Origin of the sequence: Corynebacterium sp. MSK006 (assembly GCF_030232385.1) — a bacterium.
Classification (GTDB): Bacteria; Actinomycetota; Actinomycetes; order Mycobacteriales; family Mycobacteriaceae; genus Corynebacterium; species Corynebacterium frankenforstense_A.
In genome coordinates, this window is the sequence record NZ_JASPJZ010000003.1 from 38,242 (window position 1) to 58,625 (window position 20,384).

A 20,384-nucleotide genomic window follows, 5' to 3' on the forward strand; every position below is an offset into this window, starting at 1 on the left:
AGTGAAGACAAGCTGAGGAAGGCGGTCCTGTCACCCGCACACCGGGGTGAGCCGGTGCAGCTTATATGCGGTACAGCCCATGCTGCGCCGTGTCGCGGGCATGCGGCGGCCCGGGGTGCCGGGGACGGGGCTGGGCACGGGAGATATGAGGAGACCCCGGGGCGGGTGGCCCCGGGGCGGGTGGCCCCGGGGCGCATCTGATTGGGCGGGTGTGTTTCGCGTGGGACCCGGCGGGCGCCGGGCCTACTCCGCGTCCGCCTTCGCGACGGCGTCCGCGGCGTTGGCGGCGTCCTCGGCGTCCGTGGCGTCGGAGGCGCCCGCGTCGATGGGGGTGTCCGGCTCGGCGTCGATGACGCCGCCGCGCGGCAGGCCCTCACCGAAGCGGGCCGGGCCCAGGGCCTCGTTGGTGTGCTCGATGACGTGGGCGGCCAGCTTGCGGTTGGCCACCGAGCCGACGACCAGGCCGACGCCCATCGGCAGCAGCTTGCCCAGCCAGGCGCGGCGGATGCGCTTGCTCACGCTCTTCAGCGCCGTGCGCACCAGGCGGTTGTTGACCTCGTTGAGCGTCGGCCCGCTCAGGCGCGACAGGCTGGCCACGGCCGGCAGGCCGGTGGTGGACAGGCCGTCGGGAAGCAGGGTGTCGATGACCACGGAGCCCTTGGAGCCCAGCAGGCTGACCAGGACGATGGTTCGGCGCTCGCGCGGGTCGCGGATGTCGATGCCGCGCAGGTAGGCGCTGGCCATCGTGTAGGCGACGACGAAGTCGACGAAGACCACGGACTCCGCGCCGATGGCCACGGCGCCGGTGACGAAGCCGATGCCGGGGATGGCCGAGGCCCCGCCCGAGGAGGCGCCGGTTCCGGTCACGGCGTTACGGAACTGCTTGTCGAGCTTGGCCTGCAGCTCCGCGGCGTCGGCGTCGGGGTTCTTGCGCTTGAGGCGGTCGACGTGCTTCTCCACGACGGTGGTCTGCACGCGCGCGGCGCGGTCGAGGACGGCGACGAGCCACTTGGCCGAGCCGTCGACCTCGACCTCGGCGAGAGCCTCGAGGTCGGTCTCGGGCTCCGGGTCGAGGACCTCGGGTTCGTCTTTCTTGCGGCGGAACAGGGCCACGGGCGGGTCTCCTCGTCAGTCGGTCGGGGCGCCCGGCCTCACGCAGAGACCGCTATGTGCCGGGCATTGGACGCAGGCCAGCCTACGCCCGCCCGGCCGCGCGCACCGGGCGAGCGGCGCGGCGTCGGAAATTGAGTCAGCGCTGCGAGGCGTAGTCCTCGGCGGCGGCCACCTGCTCGGCGGTGGGGCGCACGCCGGTGTAGAGGGCGAACTGCTCGGCGGCCTGCAGAGCGGCGACCTCGGCGCCCGAGATGACCGGCTTGCCGGCCTCGCGGGCGGCGCGGATCAGCGGGGTGTTGACCGGGGAGGCCACCACGTCGAAGACGACCTCGGCCCGGTCGATCTCCTCCGGCGTGAAGGAGAGCTCCTCGGCCATGTCGCCCTCCATGCCGATCGGGGTGACGTTGACCAGCAGGCGGGCGTCGTCGGGCACCACGCCGGAGAACTCACAGTCGTAGCGGCCGGCCAGCGAGGTGCCCGTGACGTGGTTGCGCGCGACAACGGTGCCGCGCATGCCGTGGTCGGTAAGCGCCGCGACGACGGCGTTGGCCATCCCACCCGAGCCGCGCACGGCCACCGGGAGCGTCTGGTCCACGCCGTGCTGCTCGAGCAGTGAGGCGACGGCCGTGTAGTCGGTGTTGTAGCCGGTCAGCTCGCCTTCGTCGTTGACGATCGTGTTGACCGCGTCGATGCGCGCCGCGGAGTCCTCGAGGTGGTCGATCAGCGGGATGACCTCCTGCTTGTACGGCATGGAGACCCCGGCGCCGCGGATCCCGAGGCCGCGGATGCCGGCGACGGCCGCGGTGATGTCCGCGGGCGCGATCGGCTTGTAGACGAAGTTCAGTCCGAGCTCGGCGTAGAGGTAGTTGTGGAAGCGCACGCCGTGGTTCGAGGGGCGCGCGGCCAGGGAGATGCACAGTGCGGTCTCGCGGTCGAGACGGTTGACCTGTTGCCGGGAAGTGAGCATGGGGCCACCGTAGAACATTCCGGGAGCCGCCCGCGAACTCTCCGGGCGGCGCCGGTGTGCCGGGTCACAGGCGGTTTCGAGGGTGCGGTGCGGCGCCTTGCGTTCGATTGACGACGTCGCGCGTGGGAGGCCCGCGGGTGCGTGTCCGGGTGGTGGAACTTCTCGGGGGTCATGTTGGCAGGTCCGGGAGGCCCGCGGGTGCGTGTCCGGGTGGGTGCGTGGTGCGCGGCGCGGGACGGGAGGGGGCCGGTGCCGCTAGGCTGGGCGACGGTTCGCTCCCGGGGCCTGTCCCCGGACGGTGCGGGCCGTGTTCGATCGCCCAGTTCTGTTGGACTCTCTTGGACCGTTCCTGACGGAATCTCTCCCCAGTGGAAGGTAAATGGACATGAGCTTTTTCGAGGACATCGCAACGGCGCTGGACAGCGACGGCATCGAGTCGAGAGTCGGCGGCGAGGTGCTCTTCGTGCCGATCACCTCGGACGTGGAGATCCAATTCGTCGAGGTGGACCCGCACCTGCCGGCCGCGAACGTCTACATCGCCGCCGCGGACGTCGACGAGGATGACGAGGACTTCTCGGCCGCCCTGGTCTCCGTGGTCTTCTCAGTGGAGGACGCGGTGCGCACCGTCGCCGCGCACATGGCCGAGGACCAGGTGATCACCGTCCTGCGCGACCTGCTCGACGGCACCGACGAGCGCATCGGGGAGCTGGAGTTCTTCCAGGACCCGGCCGACCCGAACCTGGTGCGCGCCGAGGTGGGTACCGCCTCTGAGCTCCAGGTGCTCGTCGCCGCGGTCGACGACGTCCCGCGCGCCACCGTCAGCTTCGTGACCACCAGCGACGAGTACGAGGACATGGTCGACCAGGCCATCGACGAGCTGTGGGAGAGCAATTCCGAGGACGACGCCGTGCTCACCGAGGCCGACCGGCAGCGGCTCTTCGCGCACCTCTCCGACGAAGCCGCGCTGGCCTCCCAGGAGATCCTGGAGCTGGGCTCCTTCGCCGACTTCGACAAGCTCTTCGACGTGCTGGCGCTGGCGGCCGAGCAGGCCGAGAACTGGGAGAGCCAGCTGATGCCCGTCGATGACGACTTCCTCGAGCCGGACGTCTACGACCTCTACGGCGCCGACCACGACGACGTGGTGGCCACCTCGGGCGCCGGGCTGCTCGGCGGCGCGGAGCTCGACGACGAGGACGACCTCGAGTGGGACATCGACGACGACCTCGACGACGAGGACGACGATGATCTCGACGAGGACGATGACGACGACCTCGATGATGACGAGGACGAAGACGACGAGGACTCGGACGACGCCGACGGCTCCGAGTCGAACGACGCTGACGGCGTGAGCGGCGCCGAGGCCGGGGATACCGCCGGGGACGCGGCGGGGGAGACCTCCGGGGAGGCCGGGGAGCCGGCCGACAGGTGAGCCCCGAGCGCCCGACCGGCGGCGCCCACACCGGCGCCCCGCGCGTCCTGATCGACTGCGACACCGGCATCGACGACGCGCTGGCGCTCGTCTACCTCGCCGGCCTGCACGTCGCGGGCGAGATCACCCTGACCGGTGTGAGCGCCACCGCCGGCAACACCACCGCACACCAGGCCGCCGCCAACAGCGCCTGGATCCTGCGGCTGTGCCGCCTGGGTGAGATCCCCGTCGTCGCGGGGCTCGAAGCCCCCGAGCACGTCGCGCTGACCACCACCCCGGACACCCACGGGCCCACCGGCACCGGCTATCTGCGCGCCGAGGTTGACCCGCACCGCCTGCCCGCCGGCCCGCAGGCCCTGACCGATCTCTGGGACAAGGCGGGAGCCGACCGGCTGATCGTCACCGGCCCGGCCACCGACGCGGCCTTCCGGCTGCGCGCCGGGGCTCGTCTGCCGCGGACCACCCTGATGGGCGGCGCTTACGACTACCCCGGGAACACCACTCCACACGCTGAGTGGAACTCCTGGGTGGACCCGCACGCCGCCGCCGAGCTCTTCGATTCCGGCACCCCGGTGACCGTCTGCTCGCTCGCGGTCACCGAACGCTTCACCGTCGACCCGGACCTCCTGGGCCGGCTCATCGCAGCCCTCGGGCAGGTGCCCGTCGCGCAGCGCCTGCCGGAGATGCTGCGCTGGTACTTCGAGTTCCACCGTGCCGTCGGCGAGGGCTACCTCGCCCAGATCCACGACGCCGTGACCTGCATGATCGCCCTGGGCACAGTCGACTTCACCGGCACGTCCGCCCGCGTGCACGTCGACACCGGGGGCGAGCACCGCGGCCGGACCACCGCCGACCGGGAGGGAAACGCGACGGCGACGGGCGCGGCGTCGGCAAGCAACGCCCTGATCGTCGACGACGTCGACGTGGCCGGGGCGCGCGCCGAGCTGCTGCGCTCGGCGGAAGCGCTGGCTGGTTTCCTGCGTTGAACCGCCCGTGGGGTAGCATGCGCGGGTAGAAGGGGAGCGCCCCGGCGAGGTGACATAGCCGGAGGCGAACCGCGGGCAACACCGCGGCCCCGCCCACGCCGGCGCACCGCGCGCCGCCCGACGCAGAGGAACACCATGTCACCGAATCCCGCCCACCACGCCACGGACTCTTCCGCGAAGATGACACCGGCCCGGACGCCGCTGCAGCGCGCCGGGGCCGTCGGCGGTGGAGCCCTGATCGCCGGTACCTGGCTGTTTCTGGTGCTCACCCGCCCGGGTGACTGGGAGAGCGTCGGCGGGTCCTGGCAGGCCGTCGTCACGCTGCTCGGCTACCTGGGCGGGGCGGTGCTGCTGCTGTGCGCGACCGTGCCGCGACTTCCCGTGCGCACCGTCTCGGTGATCCCGGTGGCCATCGCGCTGAACATCGTCGTCGGACAGATCGTCGGCACCATGACCCCGCTGCCGCTCTACCTGGACTCCCTGGGCACCGCGCTGGTCGCCGCGCTCGGCGGGCCCGTGGCGGGCCTGGCCACCGGTGCGCTCAGCTCCGTGGTCTGGGGTGTGTTCAACCCCTCGGCCCTGCCGTTCGCGGCGGGCTCGGCCGTGACCGGCCTGCTCATCGGCTGGGCCGTGCGCCGCGGGGTGCTGCGCAACATCGTGCTCACCGCCGTGGTCGGCGCGCTGATCGGCGTGGTCACCGCGATGATCGCCGCCCCGGTGGCCGCCTTCGTCTACGGCGGCACCTCGGGACTGGGCACGGGCGCGGTCGTCTCCCTCTTCCGTGAGATGGGCAACTCGCTGCTCGGCTCGGTGACCCTGCAGTCGATCCTGTCCGACTCGCTGGACAAGGCGCTGGTCATGCTCGCCGTGTGGGGCACGATCAAGGCCTTGCCCAAGCGCACGCTGCGTGCGTTCCGGGCCCCCGACGCGGTGCCCGCCGCGCGTGGCCGGGGCGTCGGTGCCGTCGACGGTGGCGCCGGCGCGTAGGGCGGGCGGCAACCCGCTGACCGGGTTCGCGCTCGCCGCGGCCGCCTGGCTGCTCGTCCTCGGCGTCAACCGGGCGTGGTTCTCGGCGGCCGTCGTCACGCTCGTCTTCGCCCACGCCGTACTGCGCGGGCGGGCGCGCACCGTCATCCCGGGAAGCCTGATGGTCGCCGTGCCGGTGGCGGCCAGCGCGGCGATCATCCACATCCCCTTCGGCGAGCACCGCGTGGCGCCTGGCTTCACCCTCGACGGGGCGGCCGTGGCCGGGGTGCTGGGCCTGCGCGTCCTCGCGCTGGTGGCCGTCGTCATCGCCGCCGCCGTGGCCGCCGACGTGCCGCGCCTGGCCGTGGCCATGCAGCAGGCAGGCCTCGGCGGCAAACCCGCCTACCTGGTCGCCGGCGCCTTGCAGACCGTTCCCGAGGCCCGCGACGCCGCCCGCACCGTCGGCGAGGCCAACCGCCTGGCCGGCCGCCGCGTCGGCGCGCGCACCGTGCTTCCGTGGACCGTGGTGCCGCTGGTCTCGCTGTTGATGACCCGCGCCGTCGGGCGCTCGGGCGCCCTCGAGGCGGCCGGCGTGGGGCTTTCGGGCAGGCGCACCACCTTCCGCCCGATTGACGACGTCCCGGGCGAGCGCGTGCTGCGCCTGCTCGCCGTCCCGTGCGCGGCGCTCGTCGTCGCCGCGGTGTGGGCGGTGCGTGCGGGGTGGTTGTTGTGACAGGCGGTGATGTGGACGAGACGCGGGTCGAGGCGTGGGTCGACGCCCTCGTGGACGCTGTCGCCGGCGAGCTCGCGGCGGGGGAGGTCCTGCAGCTGGTCGCCCCGTCCGGTGCGGGGCTCAGCCGCCTGGGCGCCCGGCTGCGCGCCAGGCCTCCCGCCGGGTGGGGCACGCTCGGCCTGGTCGAACAGGACGCACACCTGCACGTCACTGGTCTTCGGGCGACCGTGGCCGAGGAACTGGCCTTCCCGCTCGAGCAGCGCGGGGTGGAGCGCGCGGAGATGGAGGCGCGCGTCGCCGGGCTTCTTGCCGAGGAGGGGCTGGGGCTTTCGGGGCTCGCGGAGCGCGACCCCGCTCGGCTCTCCGGCGGGCAGACGCGCAGGCTCGCGGTCGGCTGTGTGCTGGCCACCGAGCCGGACGCGCTGGTTCTCGACGACTCGTTCGCCGGGCTGGACCCGCAGGCGCGCGAACGCCTGGCGGGGCTGTGCCGCCGGTTCGCCGACCGTGGCGGCCGGGTCCTGGTGCTGGGGACCGCGCCGGTGGTCGAGCTCGGCGGGGCGCGGGCCCTGAGCCCGTCGGACGGTGACGACGGCCGGGTGCGGCTGGTGCCGGTCACCGGCCCGGGGCCGGTGGAACTGCCGGAGCGGGTCGGGCCGGCGGGTGGCGGAGCCGCCGGGGACGGAGCCCGCGGCGACGGAGCCCGCGGTGCTGAGGCCGCTGGTACTGAGGCCGCTGGTGCCGCGGGCGACCACTGTTCGGACACCGTCGCGGAGATCCGCGGACTGGTCGCCCGGCCCGGTTACGCCCCGGATCCGCAGGGGCGTCTCCGGCGGGTGCTCGGGAAGCTCTTCTCCTGGAAATCGAAGGCTGCCCGGGTGGTTCCGGAGGGCACCGGGGCCGCGTCCACACCAGGGCATGACCACGGGGCCGGCGACTGGTTCGGGCCGGTCGACCTGAGCCTTACCGCAGGCGAGGTGGTCTGGCTGCGCGGGGCGAACGGCTCGGGCAAGACCACGCTGCTGCGGGCGCTGGCAGGGCTGGGCCCGACGCCGGCCGAGGTCGACGTCTCCGTCGCCCTGGCCGTGCAGGACCCCGGCGACCAGGCCGTCGACCCGACGGTCGGGCGGTGGGTCGGCTCGGCCGGGAGGTGGAAGGCCTGTGGGCTCGACCCGGAGGAACATCCGCTGGATCTGGCGCGGGCCGACCTTCGGATCGCGCAGCTGGCGGCGGTGACCGGGTTGGGCCGGGACGTGGTCCTGCTCGACGAGCCCGACGTGGGGCTCGACCACGAGGGGCGCGCCCGGGCGCACCGGTTGATCGCCGAGGTACTGGCCTCGGGGGCCGCGGTGGTTCTGACCTGCCACGACGTCGGTTTCGTCGAGGAGGTCGGCGGCTACGCGACGGTCCGGCCGGTCGATCTGGCGGCACCGCACGGCAGGCGGTGACGCCCGTCAGGCGATGAAGAGCCCGGGCTGGACCCAGCCGCCGCCGTCCTCGTCGTCCTCGTCGTCGTCCGCGCCGGGGTCGGCGTGGTCGCAGTAGTGGGCGTCGGCGGCGTCATCGGAGCCGGTGCCGTCGGAGGCGTCGCCGAAGACATCGCCGAAGGCATCGCCGCCTGCGGCATGGTCGGTCGCGTCGTCCTCGTCGCGTTCGGCCCGTTCGGCGAGGTAGTCCTCGTAGTCGTCGAGCCAGTCGGGTACCTCGGACACAGGCGTACCGGGATCATTGGTCGGCTCAGGGTTCTCGGCAGCCCCGGGGGCACCGGCGCGCGGGGTACTGCCCGGCGGTGGGTCGGCGTTGGCGTCGCGGATCCTCGCGCCGGCGGCTCGGCCGGCCCGGGAGGTCTCGTTGAGATCCACCGGGGTCAGTCCGTCGGCGGTGTGGAATCCGGTGTGTCCGACTCTCCCGGTCTCGGGGTCTCTGTCGGCCCATCCGCGTTTCCACCGGGGATCTCGTCTGTCGTTGTTGTCCCCGTGGTGGTCCTTGCATCTGAGCGTGAGGTTCTCGACGTCCGTCCGGCCGCCGAGCAGCCAGGCGACGAGGTGGTGGACCTCGCAGGCGATGGCCGGCTCGGTGCAGCCGGGGTAGGAGCAGACCAGCTCGGTGGCGACCAGGGCGGCCTTCTGCATGAAGCTCGCCGGTCGCAGCGAGCGCCCGGCGTGCAGCGGGTCGCCGTTGCGGGAGTGCAGGATCTCGATGTCGTAGGCCGAGGCCTGCAGCGCGAGCATGTCGAAGAGCGTCAGGTCCACCGAGGTGTTGGTGGGGTAGGCCTTGCGCCAGACCGGGGTCGTGCCCGGGTCCAGGCGGCCGGCGTCGCCCATGGTCTCGAGATTCCTGCTGATGGCCACGGCGGCCTCGTCGATCTCGTCGAGGTGCTCGGCGGTCAGCGAGATCAGCAGGCCGGCGCAGCCCCTGGCCTTATCGGCGGATGCGGCGTAGTGGACCAGGGCCTGGAAGACGGCGTCGCACTTGCGCTGCTTGGCGGTGCGGTTGTCCTTCTTCCTGGTGGGCCTGGGGCCGTCGCTCGGAAGGGCGTCCGGGGTGAGGTCGGGGATGTCGGCGCCGGGCTTCAGGGCGTCGGCGAAGAGCTCCTCGACCAGCGCGACCATCGGTGGGGTCAGCTTCACCTGGAGTATCGCCGACCCGTCGGCGCCGATCGGGGAGAGCCAGGCGTAGCGGTTCTTGTACGGGGCGAGCGGGTCGCGCGCCCCCAGGTTGACCTCGGCGATCCGGGCGCGCAGCCAGGCGCGCAGGTCCTCCGGGGAGCGCTTGTCGGCCTCGAGGATGGCCTCCTTGCGCAGCTCCTCGCGACCGATGATCGCGGAGTCGAGCAGGGTCTTGAGCTCGGTGTCGATGATCCGGGCCTTCTCGGCGGCGAGCTTTCTGGCGCGGGCAAGGCGGTTGGCCTCGCGCTTGTCGGCCTCCGCCTTGCGGCGGCGCTCCTCCGCGGCGCGGCGCTTGGCCTCCTCGCGCGCACGCTCCTCGGCCTCGCAGCGGAGGCGTTCCTCGCGCTCACGCTGCTCCCGCTCCTGCTGCTCGCGCTCAGTGTCGAAGAGAGCGAACGTGTCGAAGGGAGCGAAGGTGTCGAAGGGGTTGAAGGCGCCGTCGGCGGTGTCGTCGCCGGAGGCGTTGCCGGCGGCGGAGGCGTTGCCGGCGGCGGAGGCGTTGCCGGTGGCGGCGCCGTCGGCCTGGCTCGCGCCGTCAGCGTCTCCGGTGCCGTGATTGTCCCCGGCGGCGTCCGTGCCCGCGGCGCCACTGTCGGTCTGACCGGCCCCGTCGGTCCGGCTGACGCGGGACTCGTCAGAGTCTGCGGGGCGGCCGGCCGCATTGTTCTCAGCCCCCGGCTCCGCCGGCCCGGCCGCGGCGGGCTGGGCGGGGCCGTAGATGGACTTCGCGGCCTCGATGCGCGCCCAGGCCTCCTTACGTGAGATCCCGAGCGTCTCGGCGAGGAAGAGGTGGGTCTTCGAGGTGCCGGTCAGGTTGCCGGCGCGGTGGACCTCGGAGAGGTGGGCGAAGGCGGCGTCGACCATCGCCTTGGATGCCAGGGAGGTCTCTAGCTCCTTGATGGCGGGGATTGTCGCGGTGAACGCGTGGGCGTCGAGGCCGCTGTCGAGGAGCTCGGAGATCTTCTCCATGGACTCGGCGCAGGTGCGGGCCAGAGCGGTGATCTCCGCGACGCGCGGGTCATCGGAGCGGTTCTTGGTGGTCGCGGTCATCAGAGTCACCCCCTCGTCGGTGATGGTCCGTTCCCGGTGGTTGCGGCCCTCGCCGCGTGAATTCCCCCGAGTTCTGTCCGTGCTCTCTGGTGTCGATGCTAGCGACACATGCGTTAGAGCGCAAGTGTGTTCGAGTAATTTCTTGAAGGTTTCTTGGGATTCACCCGCCGGGCGACGGACATGCGCTGCCGGAAGCCGCCCGGACGCCGTCGCACCTCCGAAGCAAACACATGACCGAACGCGTCGCGCGCCCCGTATGGCCCGCCCGACTCTCCCCGCCGCTCCCCGTCAGGCCGCCTCGCCGGCGGTGAACAACGACGCGGGGGAGTGGACGGGCGCGAAGTCGCGGTCGACGAACCAGCAGAAGGTCGGCGCGGTCTCTCCGGTGAGCTGGTGGACGGCGTCGGCCGCGGCGGTGGGCACCAGGGCGCGCACCCAGGCCTCCGGGGTGGCCGCGGGCAGCTTCTTCTCGGTCGCGCTGAAACGCAGTACGAGCAGGTAGGCCGGCTCGGTCTCGGAGCCCCAGCCACGGATGCGGGCCCGCGCGCGGGTGCCCACGCGGTGGCGGCGCACGGCGACGACGGCGGCGTCCTCGCCGAGCACCTCGGGAAGATGCAGTGTCGGTGGGCGCCAGCGGGCCCCTGGGCGCACCAGCGAGCGCGGGTGCCGGATCATCGAGAGCACGTTGCGCAGCGAGTCGGACTCGCGGTTCTGGATCATGCGAGCCAGCGAGCCGGCGAGATCCGGGTCCGGGGTCTCGGCGCGGTGGGTGGGGCGGCGCCGGATGCCGCGCACGTTGCGCGCGGCGCCACGGCTGCGTGCGCCGCCGTTTCGCGCGGTGCGCCCGCGCCGGCGCCCGCCGCCGATGGAGGAGAAAGTGTCAGAGTTACAGGGGTTCGTGGAGTTCTTCATGGCCTGCACATTAAGAACGCCGCGCGACAGCAGGGCCCCGCTCCGAGCCAAAACTAGAACACACATTCTATAAGCTGGCGCTGTCCAGGACATTCGGTGGACTTCGTGCGCGCCCGGGGTAGGGTGGTTGCGGCATTGAGCGCCCACGCGCCGCCCACGAGCGCCCACGAGCCACCCACAAGCCGCCGAGAAGGCCACCAGGCGCACCACCCACAGAGCAGGGGAGCATCACCGAGAAAGCCATGTCAGAGACCCAGACCGCCACCACCGCGAAGCCGAAGATCCCCACCGAGATCTGGGTGCTCGTCGCCGCCGCCTTCCTCATCGCCCTGGGCTACGGGCTGATCGCGCCGATCATCCCGCAGTTCGCCCAGAGCTTCGACGTCGGCATGGCGGCCGCGGGCGCGGTGGTCTCGATCTTCGCCTTCTCGCGCCTTGTCTTCGCGCCGGCCTCGGGCAAGCTGATCGACCGGCTGGGCTCGCGCGGGGTCTACCTGACGGGCCTGTCCACGGTCGCGGTGACCACGGGCGCGGTCTCGATCGCCCAGGAGTACTGGCACATCCTCCTCTTGCGCGGCCTGGGCGGCATCGGCTCGACGATGTTCACCGTCTCGGCGATGAGCATCATCGTCCGTTTCGCCCCGCCGACGATCCGCGGGCGCTGCTCTTCGGCCTACGCCTCGGCGTTCCTCCTGGGCAACATCATCGGCCCCGTCCTCGGCGCGGCGCTGTCCTCGCTGGGCATGCGCGCGCCCTTCGCCATCTACGGCGCGACGCTCTTCGTGGCCGTCGGCGTGGTGTGGTGGCGGATGCCGCACGCGGGCACGGGGCGTGTGGCCAAGGACCCGGCGCACCCGCCGATGACCTTCCGCGAGGCCTTCGCCGACCGCGCCTACCGCTGCGTGCTGGTCTCCGGCTTCGCCAACGGCTGGTCCAACTTCGGCGTGCGCGTGGCCACCCTGCCGCTGTTCGCGGCCGCCGTCTTCGAGCACGGCGGGGCGATCGCCGGCCTGGCGATGGCCGCCTTCGCCTTCGGCAACGCGATCTGCCTGCAGTTCTCCGGGCGCCTGGCCGACCGCGTGGGCCGCCGCCCGCTGATCCTGATCGGGCTGGCCGCCAACGGCGTCTTCACCGGCACCCTGGGACTGGCCGACAGCTTCTACCCGCTGCTCATCGCCTCCGCCCTGGCCGGCGCGGGCGCGGGCGTGCTCAACCCGCCGCAGCAGGCCGTGATCGCCGACGTCATCGGCAACAAGCGCTCCGGCGGCAACGTGCTGGCCAACTTCCAGATGGCCCAGGACGGCGGCACGATCCTCGGGCCCATCGTCGTCGGCGCGATCGCGCAGGCCGCCGGCTTCCCGGTCGGCTTCGCCGTCTGCGGAGCGGTGACCGCCCTGGCCTTCCTTTCCTGGGCGCTGCACGGGCGCGAGACCCTCGAGGCAGCCGGCGGCGACCTGCGCTCAATTGCCGACGTCCCGTCCCACCCCTCCAGTACCGAAGGTTCCACGGGCGCGCCCGGCGCCGCAGGCGCCGGGACCGCCGACGGTGCGGCAACCGCCGAGGGCGAGGGGCGCGACGTCGGCAATCGGGAGGGGCGCGCGTGAGCCGGGCTTCCGCGCGGCCGTGGCACGCGCTCGGGGCGCTGTGCGTGGGGCTCTTCGTCACGCTGCTCGACCAGTCCTTCGTGGCCGTGGCCCTGCCGGACATCCAGCGTGAGCTGGGCGCCTCGGTCAACCAGGCGGTGTGGGTCTCGGCGGTCTACCTCTTGACCTTCGCGGTGCCGCTGCTGGTGACCGGGCGGCTCGGCGACCGCTTCGGACAGCGCACGGTCTACCTGTGCGGCATGGCGATCTTCACCGCGTGCGCGGCCGGCTGCGCCGTGGCGCCGACGATCGAGGCGCTGATCGTGCTGCGCGCCTGCCAGGGCTTCGGCGCCTCGCTGGTCAACCCCCAGCCCTTGAGCGTGATCAACCGGGTCTTCCCGGCGGACCACCGCGGCCAGGCGATGGGGGTGTGGTCGGCCGTGGCGGGCTCGACGGGGATGTTCGGGCCGGTGCTCGGCGGGCTGATCGTCGGCGCGGCCGACTGGCGCTTCGCCTTCGCGGCCTACGTGCCGCTCGGCCTGGTCTCGCTGCTGCTGGTCTCGCGGTGGGTGCCGCGCCTGGAGCGCACGGCCGCGCACATCGACCCGGTCAGCGCGCTGGTCTCGCTGGTGGCGGTGCTCGGCGTGGTCTTCGCGCTGCAGGAGGGCCCGGAGCTCGGCTGGGGCCCGGAGCTGACCGCGGTGCTCGTCGTGGGGCTGGCTGCGGGCGTGGGCTTCGTGTGGCTGCAGGCCCGCGCCGGGCGCACCGGGCGGGAGGCGCTGATGCCGCTGGAGCTCTTTACCAACAACAACTTCGCCCGCGGCGCGCTGGCGGTGGCCACGCTCGGCTTCGCCGTCTACGCGGTGCACCTGCCGATCATGCTGTACCTGCAGCAGGTCAAGGGGATGGACCCGCGCCACGCCGGGCTGATGATGATCCCGATGGGGGTGCTCTCGGTGATCGTCGCGCCGATGGCCGGCAGGCTGACCGACCGGCTGGCGCCGGGGCTGATCTCGAAGACGGGCTTCGGCTTCCTCATCGCGGCGATGTGCTCGTTCGCGGTGGTGATGTGGCTCCAGGCGCCGGTGCTGTGGACGCTGGCGCCGATCTGCCTGCTGGGTGTGGCCAACGGGGCGTGCTGGTCGCCGAACTCGACGATCTCGATGCGCGGACTGCCCGAGCACCTGGTGGGTGCGGGCTCGGGCGTCTACAACACGTCCCGGCAGGTCGGCGCGGTGCTCGGCGCGGCGTCGCTGGGTGCGGTGCTGCAGGTGGGCGCCGGGCCGCTGGGGCAGGCTGGCGCGCTGGCCGTGGGCATGCTGCTGCCGGTCGGCGGGCTGCTGGTGGGCTTGTATGCCGTCTCCGGTTTCCGGGCGACGACGCGGGTGCGCTCGCAGGACGCGGCCGGGTAGGACGCGGCCGGGTAGGCGGCGCCGGGGCAGGCGCCTGCCGCGCCGGGCGCTCTCCGCGCCGCCGCTAGCGCGTGCGCGGGTGGCGCACGACGATGACGGTGCGCCTGGCCCGGGCACCCGGCAGGTCGCCGGAGGAGAGCATCTTAAGCATCGCCGCGGAGCTTTCGGGGTCGAGGTGCTCGGTGGGCTCGTCGAGAAGCAGCACGGGGGCGTCGGTGAGCAGGGCCCGGGCGATGAGCAGGCGGCGGCGCTGGCCGCCGGAGAGGCTCTCTGCACCCGAGTCGAGGATGGTGGAAAGGCCCTCGGGAAGGCCTGCGACCCAGTCGTCGAGGCCGACCGCCTCGAGCACCTGGTGCATCTGGGCGTCGGTGGCGCCGGCGGCGCCGACGGCGAGGTTGTCGCGCACGGTGGTGGCGAAGACGTGGGCGTCCTCGGGGGTGAAGAAGACGCCGCGGCGCAGCTCGTGGGCGGGGTAGTCGGCCGATGCGAGCCCGCCGACGAGCACGGTGCCGCCGCGCGGGGGCAGCAGGCCGGCGAGCGTGAGCAGGAGGGTGGTCTTGCCGTAGCCGGAGGGGGCGACGATCTCGCGGAAGGTGCCGAAGGGCGCGTCAACGTCCCAGGTGGCCACGTCCGTGTCGAAGCCGACGACGAGCCCGCGGGCTACGAGGTCCGGCTCGGCGGGCAGGCGCGGCCCGGCGGGCTCGGCGGGCGCGGGACCGTCCGAGTCCTCCGACACCCCGTCGCCGCCTGGCGCAGCGCCGTCGGAGCCCTGCGCGGCAGAATCTGCGGCAGCGCGGCCAGCCAAGGAACCCTCCGCGGCAGCCTCCTCCTCAGAAGCCCCCGACCCCTCGGCGAACCCGGCGATCCGGCGCGCGGCGCCGGCCGCCCGGGTGAGCGTCTCGGCGGCGGCGGGCAGCTCGCCGGTCGTCTCGAAGGCGGCCAGGGCGAGCAGCACGAGCACGCCGAGCCACTGCGGGGAGTGCCCGCCGGCCAGGTACAGGCTGCCTGCCAGCAGGATCACGCCGAGCACGGTCAGCCCGTGGATCCAGCTCCGGGCGCCGGCGGCCCAGGCCAGCGCGGGTGCCCCGGCCTCGGTGGCGCGCTCGCGCTCGCGGGCGGCGGCGTCGGCACGCGTGAGCGCGTCGTCCAGCTCGCCGCGCACGCGCAGGGCGGCCGATCCCGAGAGGACCTGGTCGACCTCGGCGGTGTAGGCCTCGCCGGCGGCCGCCCGGCGGTCCTCGGCCACGCGCACGCCGCGGGCGACCAGCCAAGGCGGCACGACGGCCGCGGCCAGAAGCCCCACGGCGAGCACGAGGGCGGCGGCGGGGGAGACGAAGAGGGCGAAGATGACGGAGACGGCTCCGGTGACCACGGCGGTGCCGACGGGTACGACGGCGCGCACGATGACGTCGGCGACCTCGTCGACGTCCTCGCCGAGGCGGGTCAGCAGCGCCCCGGAGCCGAGCCCCATGGCCTTCCTCGGGTCGCCGGCGGCGAGCAGCCGGTAGGCGCCGACGCGGGTGCGCCCGGCGGTGCCGAGTGCCAGGCGGTGGGCGGAGAGCCGCTCGATGTAGCGCAGCAGCGCCCGGGAGATGCCGAGTGCGCGCACGGCGGTGACGGCGACCATGACGTCCATGACGAAGGGCCGCTGCCAGGCCTTGGTGATCAGCCAGGCGGAGACGACGGTCAGCGCGATGGAGGCGAGCATGGTCGCCGTGCCGGCGGTGACGGGGCCGATGAGTTCGCGCAGCCGCAGTCCGGTCAGCGGCCGGGCGGCGCGCAGGGCGGAAAGATCCCCGCGCAGGATCGTGGTGGTGCTCATGCGCCCACCTCGATGACGCGGTCGGCGGCGGCGATGAGCAGCGGGTCGTGGCTGGCGGCGATGACGGTCACCCCGGCGGCGGCGCGCCCGCGCAGCTGGTCGATCATGACCTGCGCGTTCTCCGCGTCGAGGTGCGCGGTCGGCTCGTCGCAGACCATGAGCTTCGCGTCACGTTCGAGCTCGCGGGCGAAGGCGACGCGCTGGCGCTGGCCGAGCGAGAGCCCGGAGGTGTCGCCCACCGACGCCGGGTCGAGCACGGGGCGTTGTGGCAGGTAGGAGACCTGCCGCCACAGCTCGTCGCGGTCGAGCACCTCTCCGGCGGCCTCGACGCGGGCCGCCCCGGTGACACCGTCGGTGACGATGCCGAGAAGCCTGAGTAGCGCGGTGGACTTGCCGGCGCCGTTGGGCCCGGCGAGCACAGTCAGCGCGCCGGGCTCAGCGGTACCGCTCAGGTCGCGCGGTCGCGCGCCGTCGCGGTCGGGCACGGTGAGGTGCTCGAAGACGACGCGCACGCCGTCGCCGGCCTCGTTTGCCGACGTCGCGCCTACCCCCGCGAGCGCGCTCCCCGCGCCGTCGGCGCGAGCGCCGACGCCTGCGGCGCCGACCGAGCCGCCGGTGAGCGCGGCGAGCACGGCGTCGGTGGCGGCGAGGCCGTCCTGGGCGTCGTGGAAACGGGTGCCCACCTCGCGGATGGGGTTGTAGACCTCGGGGGCGATGACCAGGACGGTCAGCCCCGCGGCCAGGGTCATGTCGCCGTCGAGGAGGCGGAAGCCGATGCCGACGGCCATCAGCGCCACCGACAGGGTGGCGAGGAACTCCAGCACGAGGCTGGACAGGAATGCGATGCGCAGCACGGAGACGGTGGAGTCGGTGTGCCGGGAGGACAGCCTGCGGACCTCGGCGAGGGTGTCCTTCTGCCGATCGACGGTGCGCAGCGTGGGCAGCCCGGCGATGAGGTCGAGCAGCTGGTCGGTGAGCACGGAGAGGTCGCGCAGGCGGCGTTCGGTGCGCCCGGCGGTGAGTGTCCCGACCAGCCACATGAAGAAGGGGATCAGCGGGACGGTTACCAGGGCGATCAGGAACGAGGGGGTGTCGAGCCACCAGACGACGGCGAGCATGACCGGGGTGGCGATCACGGTGCCGGCGAGCGCCGGCAGGAAGCCGGTCAGGTACGGCCCGAGCCCTTCGATGCCGGTGCCGAGTGTGGTGCGCCAGGCGGCGCGGTCGACTCGGCGGGGGTCAGCCAGGGCGAGGCGCTCCAGCGCCTTCGCGCGCAGGTCGACGGTCACCGCGGCGGCGGCGCGGTGGGCGAAGCGGGACTGGGCGAAAGAGACGGCGCCGCGCACGAGGACGGCGGCGGCCAGTGCCCCGAGGTGCCCGGCCCAAGAGCTCAAGGCCTGTTCGGGCTGTTCGATCAGCCCGGCGGTGACCAGGCCGACCATGAGCCCCATGACCACGGTGGCCACGGACTGACAGGCGGTCAACAAGCCTGCCGCGCCGATCCAGCGCCGGGTGGGCGCGGAGAGGCGGAGGAGGCGCGGGTCGACGGGCCCGCGCCGGGGTGTGGCGTCAGCGGCGTCGGACAGGTCCGCGGGCCCGTCCACCGGTTCGGGGACGGGCTGTGCGGGTGCGACGCCACGGCGCACGCTACCGCGCCTCGTTCAGGGCGTGGCGGGGCAGGGCGTCGGAAATCTCCACGTGGGCGTCCTCGGCGCGCAGACGGCGGGAGAAGACCCAGTAGGTCCAGCCCTGGTAGATGAGCACCAGCGGGGTCATGATCAGCGCGACCCAGGTCATGAACTTCAGGGTGTAGGGCGCCGAGGCGGCGTTCCACACCGTCAGAGACTCGCCGCCGGCGAGCGTGGTGGGCATGACGTCGGGGAAGAGCGCGCCGAAGAGCAGCGCGGTGCAGCAGACCACGACCAGGCAGCTGAGTAGGAAGGCCCAGCCGTCGCCGCCGAGGTACATCATCGCGGCGGCCGCGAGCAGCAGCACGGCGGCGAGGACGGCCAGCGCCCAGGCCCACGGCTCGTTGGCGGTGATCAGCACGGTCCAGACCAGGAAGATCACGCCGCACACGGCGGTGATCGCGGCGACGGGCACGATGAAGCGCTGGGCGCGCTCGCGCACCACACCGTCGGTCTTGAGCCGGATGAAGGTCAGGCCGTGGAAGACGAACAGCGCGGTGAAGGTCACCCCGCCCATCAGTCCGTAGGGGTTGAACACGGTCGCCAAGGCGGCGCCGGCGTCCAGGGAGTGGTCGGCCTCCAGCGGCAGGCCGCGGACGATGTTGGCGAAGGCGATGCCCCACAGGATCGCCGGCGCCCAGGAGCCGAAGGCCAGGCCCCAGTCGCACCAGCGCTCCCAGACGGGGTCGGAGACCTTCTTGCGCCACTCGAGGGCGACGATGCGCACGATGAGGGCGACCAGGATGAGGAACAGCGGGATGTAGAACCCGGAGAACAGGGTGGCGTACCACTCGGGGAAGGCGGCGAACATGGCGCCGCCGGCGGTGATCAGCCAGACCTCGTTGCCGTCCCAGACGGGACCGATGGTGCCGACGAGGGTGTTGCGCTCGGCGCGGTTGCGGCCGATGAAGGGCGCGAGGATGCCGACGCCGAAGTCGAAGCCCTCGAGCAGGAAGTAGCCGGCGAAGAGCACGGCTATCAGGATGAACCAGATGACGGGAAGTTCGATGCCGAACATGGTGTTCCTCCTAGTTCTTCCCGGGCTCGGGGGTGGACGTGGTGTCGGTGCCCTTGTCCGCGGCACCGGCGTCAGGGCCGGTCACGGCGGTGGCGAAGCGCACCGGCTCCACACGCATGGGGTGCTCGGCGGCGACGGCGTGGGCCGGGCCGGGCTGCTCGGCGCCACCGGCGGGGTCGGGGCCGGACTCGGCCGGGGGCCCGAAGAGCACGGCGCGGCGCACCAGCCAGAACCACACGACGTAGAGCAGGCCGTAGAGCAGGGTGAAGCCGATGATGGTGAACCAGACGTAGGCGGCCGAGTGGTTCGAGACGCCCTCGCCGACGGTCATGCGGATCAGCTCGGTGCGCGGGTCACCGACGGATTCGGGGTTCGGGTGGACGATCCAGGGCTGGCGGCCCATCTCGGTGAAGATCCAGCCGGCGATGTTGGCCAGGAACGGGAAGGGAACGGCGATCAGGGAGCAGCGGGCGAACCAGGTGCCCCACTTGCCGGTCGGGGCCTTGCCGCGGCGGGTGAACCACCAGGCGAAGAGAGCCAGCAGGATCGAGCCGAGCATGAGGCCGATCATGGCGCGGAAGGACCAGTAGCTGACGAAGAGGTTGGGCGTGTAGTTTCCGGGGCCGTAGAGGGCCTCGTGCTCGGCCTGCAGGTCGAGCACGCCGCGCAGGGTCACGCCGGAGAGCTTGCCCTCGGCCAGGAACGGCAGGACGAAGGGCACGTCGATGAGGTGGATGACGGAGTCGCAGTTGTTGTGCGTTCCCACGGTGAGCACCGAGAAGTTCGGGTCGGTCTGGGTGTGGCACAGCGACTCGGCGGAGGCCATCTTCATCGGCTGCTGGACGAACATCAGCTTGGCCTGCAGGTCGCCGGTGAAGGCGATGGCGGCGGTGGAGATCCAGGTGGCCCAAAGCCCGAGTCGGATGACGGGGCGGTGCATCTCGTGGCGGGCGCGCCGCGGGTCGTCCTCGGCCCAGTTCTCCCTGGCGGCCTGGCGGCGGGCGCGGATCAGCCACCAGCAGGACACGCCGAGGATGAAGGTCGCGCCGGTGAGGAAGGCTCCGGCGGCGGCGTGCAGGTAGCCGAAGAAGGCGGTCTTGTTGAACAGCAGGGTGGCGATGTCGTTGAGCTCGGCGCGGCCGGTCTCCGGGTTGTAGACGGCACCCTTGGGGTTCTGCATGAACGAGTTGGCCACGATGATGAAGTAGGCCGAGATGTTGGTGGCCACCGCGACGATCCAGATCGAGGTCGTGTGCAGCCAGCCGGGGACCTTGCCCCAGCCGAAGATCCACACACCCAGAAAGACGGACTCGAGGAAGAAGGCGATGAGCGCCTCGAGGGCCAGGGGGCCGCCGAAGACGTCGCCGACCATGCGGGAGTACTCGGACCAGTTCATGCCGAACTGGAACTCCTGGACGATGCCGGTGGCGACGCCCATGGCGAAGTTGATGAGGAAGACGGTGCCGAAGAACCTGGTGGCGCGGTACCAGTAGTCGCGCCCGGTGGTCTGCCAGAACGTCTGCATTAGTGCGACGAGCGGGCCGAGTCCGACGGTCAGCGGCACGAAGAGGTAGTGGTAGACGGTCGTGATGCCGAACTGCCAGCGTGAGATGTCCAGGACATCCACTGTCAATCAGCCCCTTTGCGTGAGCACACTCCGGTTTCAATTAGCGATGTCACCGCCGGCCGGTCGCGTTGGCTGCGTTCACGTGCCCCCGGCACGCGGTGGGGGAAGGCGGAAGCGGCCGCAGGGGAGTGGTCGCGGGGCAGCCGGAGAATCTGCCCGGGTACCGCCGTCAATTACATTCAACCTAAAGTTGGCGGGTTAATCGAATCCCGTGACGGATAGTTCACACATCAGACCAGAACAGGGGTAAAAGGTCTCGTGTCGCCCGTCACTTCTGCGTGCTGGGGACTTTAGTTTCGATTCCGGTGATCAGCGGGTACGACCGGGCATGTGAAACTTGCTACAGTTGCGAAGGAACTGCGAATGGCCCCCGAAAAGGGGTGGAACAATAATTGCCGACGTCCCGGTGGTC

At 72.4% G+C, this 20,384-nt stretch carries 15 protein-coding genes; 7 read left to right on the forward strand and 8 right to left on the reverse strand.

What is annotated here, in order from left to right:
* Positions 1-243: 243 nt before the first annotated feature.
* A complete protein-coding gene (locus tag QQA02_RS02740) occupies positions 244-1,113 on the reverse strand; it encodes a hypothetical protein (protein WP_284772998.1) in 870 nt (289 codons plus the stop codon).
* A gap of 136 nt (positions 1,114-1,249) precedes the next feature.
* Complete coding sequence (locus QQA02_RS02745) at positions 1,250-2,080, reverse strand: shikimate 5-dehydrogenase (protein WP_284863251.1); 831 nt, start codon at positions 2,078-2,080, stop codon at positions 1,250-1,252.
* Between the two features lie 385 nt (positions 2,081-2,465).
* Between QQA02_RS02745 and QQA02_RS02750 the strand changes: the two genes are divergently transcribed.
* From QQA02_RS02750 to QQA02_RS02770, 5 genes are all read left to right on the forward strand, one after another.
* A complete protein-coding gene (locus QQA02_RS02750; RefSeq protein WP_284773002.1) occupies positions 2,466-3,509 on the forward strand; it encodes a DNA primase in 1,044 nt (347 codons plus the stop codon).
* Positions 3,506-4,495, forward strand: a complete 990-nt coding sequence (locus QQA02_RS02755; protein WP_284863252.1) for a nucleoside hydrolase — start codon at positions 3,506-3,508, stop codon at positions 4,493-4,495. The genes QQA02_RS02750 and QQA02_RS02755 overlap by 4 nt, the downstream gene beginning before the upstream one ends.
* 180 nt (positions 4,496-4,675) lie before the next feature.
* Positions 4,676-5,482, forward strand: a complete 807-nt coding sequence (locus QQA02_RS02760; RefSeq protein WP_284863319.1) for an ECF transporter S component — start codon at positions 4,676-4,678, stop codon at positions 5,480-5,482.
* Positions 5,466-6,194, forward strand: a complete 729-nt coding sequence (locus QQA02_RS02765; RefSeq protein ID WP_284863253.1) for a hypothetical protein — start codon at positions 5,466-5,468, stop codon at positions 6,192-6,194. Before QQA02_RS02760 ends, QQA02_RS02765 begins: the two co-directional genes overlap by 17 nt.
* 11 nt (positions 6,195-6,205) lie before the next feature.
* Entirely contained in the window at positions 6,206-7,639 is a 1,434-nt protein-coding gene (locus QQA02_RS02770; protein ID WP_284863254.1) for an ATP-binding cassette domain-containing protein, read from the forward strand.
* A 6-nt stretch (positions 7,640-7,645) separates the two neighbouring features.
* Here QQA02_RS02770 and QQA02_RS02775 read toward each other — a convergent pair whose 3' ends face one another.
* Both QQA02_RS02775 and QQA02_RS02780 read right to left on the reverse strand, forming a co-directional pair.
* Entirely contained in the window at positions 7,646-9,910 is a 2,265-nt protein-coding gene (locus tag QQA02_RS02775; RefSeq protein ID WP_284863255.1) for an HNH endonuclease signature motif containing protein, read from the reverse strand.
* 288 nt (positions 9,911-10,198) lie between these two features.
* Positions 10,199-10,822 carry a hypothetical protein gene (locus tag QQA02_RS02780; protein WP_284863256.1) on the reverse strand — a complete coding sequence of 208 codons (624 nt, stop codon included), beginning with the start codon at positions 10,820-10,822 and terminating at the stop codon, positions 10,199-10,201.
* 242 nt (positions 10,823-11,064) lie between these two features.
* Here QQA02_RS02780 and QQA02_RS02785 point away from each other — a divergent pair, with 242 nt between their 5' ends.
* Positions 11,065-12,426 carry an MFS transporter gene (locus QQA02_RS02785; protein ID WP_284863257.1) on the forward strand — a complete coding sequence of 454 codons (1,362 nt, stop codon included), beginning with the start codon at positions 11,065-11,067 and terminating at the stop codon, positions 12,424-12,426.
* Positions 12,423-13,817, forward strand: a complete 1,395-nt coding sequence (locus QQA02_RS02790; RefSeq protein WP_284863259.1) for a DHA2 family efflux MFS transporter permease subunit — start codon at positions 12,423-12,425, stop codon at positions 13,815-13,817. The genes QQA02_RS02785 and QQA02_RS02790 overlap by 4 nt, the downstream gene beginning before the upstream one ends.
* Positions 13,818-13,881: 64 nt before the next feature.
* Here the strand turns inward: QQA02_RS02790 and cydC are convergent, their stop codons facing one another.
* The 4 genes from cydC to QQA02_RS02810 all read right to left on the reverse strand — a co-directional run bounded on the left by cydC (position 13,882) and on the right by QQA02_RS02810 (position 19,972).
* A complete protein-coding gene (gene cydC, locus QQA02_RS02795; protein WP_284773012.1) occupies positions 13,882-15,639 on the reverse strand; it encodes a thiol reductant ABC exporter subunit CydC in 1,758 nt (585 codons plus the stop codon).
* Positions 15,636-17,225, reverse strand: a complete 1,590-nt coding sequence (locus tag QQA02_RS02800; RefSeq protein ID WP_284773061.1) for an ABC transporter ATP-binding protein/permease — start codon at positions 17,223-17,225, stop codon at positions 15,636-15,638. The genes cydC and QQA02_RS02800 overlap by 4 nt, the downstream gene beginning before the upstream one ends.
* 61 nt (positions 17,226-17,286) lie before the next feature.
* Entirely contained in the window at positions 17,287-18,336 is a 1,050-nt protein-coding gene (cydB, locus tag QQA02_RS02805) for a cytochrome d ubiquinol oxidase subunit II (RefSeq protein WP_284773063.1), read from the reverse strand.
* Positions 18,337-18,355: 19 nt separating this feature from the next.
* Positions 18,356-19,972, reverse strand: a complete 1,617-nt coding sequence (locus QQA02_RS02810) for a cytochrome ubiquinol oxidase subunit I (RefSeq protein ID WP_284773065.1) — start codon at positions 19,970-19,972, stop codon at positions 18,356-18,358.
* Positions 19,973-20,384 lie beyond the last annotated feature (412 nt).

Bases quoted from the DNA above. Each gene is read 5' to 3' on its own strand.
- QQA02_RS02780 (WP_284863256.1), bottom strand. From the start codon at position 10,822: ATGAAGAACTCCACGAACCCCTGTAACTCTGACACTTTCTCCTCCATC.
- QQA02_RS02775 (WP_284863255.1), bottom strand. From the start codon at position 9,910: ATGACCGCGACCACCAAGAACCGCTCCGATGACCCGCGCGTCGCGGAG.
- QQA02_RS02750 (WP_284773002.1), top strand. From the start codon at position 2,466: ATGAGCTTTTTCGAGGACATCGCAACGGCGCTGGACAGCGACGGCATC.
- QQA02_RS02760 (WP_284863319.1), top strand. From the start codon at position 4,676: ATGACACCGGCCCGGACGCCGCTGCAGCGCGCCGGGGCCGTCGGCGGT.
- QQA02_RS02745 (WP_284863251.1), bottom strand. From the start codon at position 2,080: ATGCTCACTTCCCGGCAACAGGTCAACCGTCTCGACCGCGAGACCGCA.
- cydC (WP_284773012.1), bottom strand. From the start codon at position 15,639: ATGAGCACCACCACGATCCTGCGCGGGGATCTTTCCGCCCTGCGCGCC.
- QQA02_RS02785 (WP_284863257.1), top strand. From the start codon at position 11,065: ATGTCAGAGACCCAGACCGCCACCACCGCGAAGCCGAAGATCCCCACC.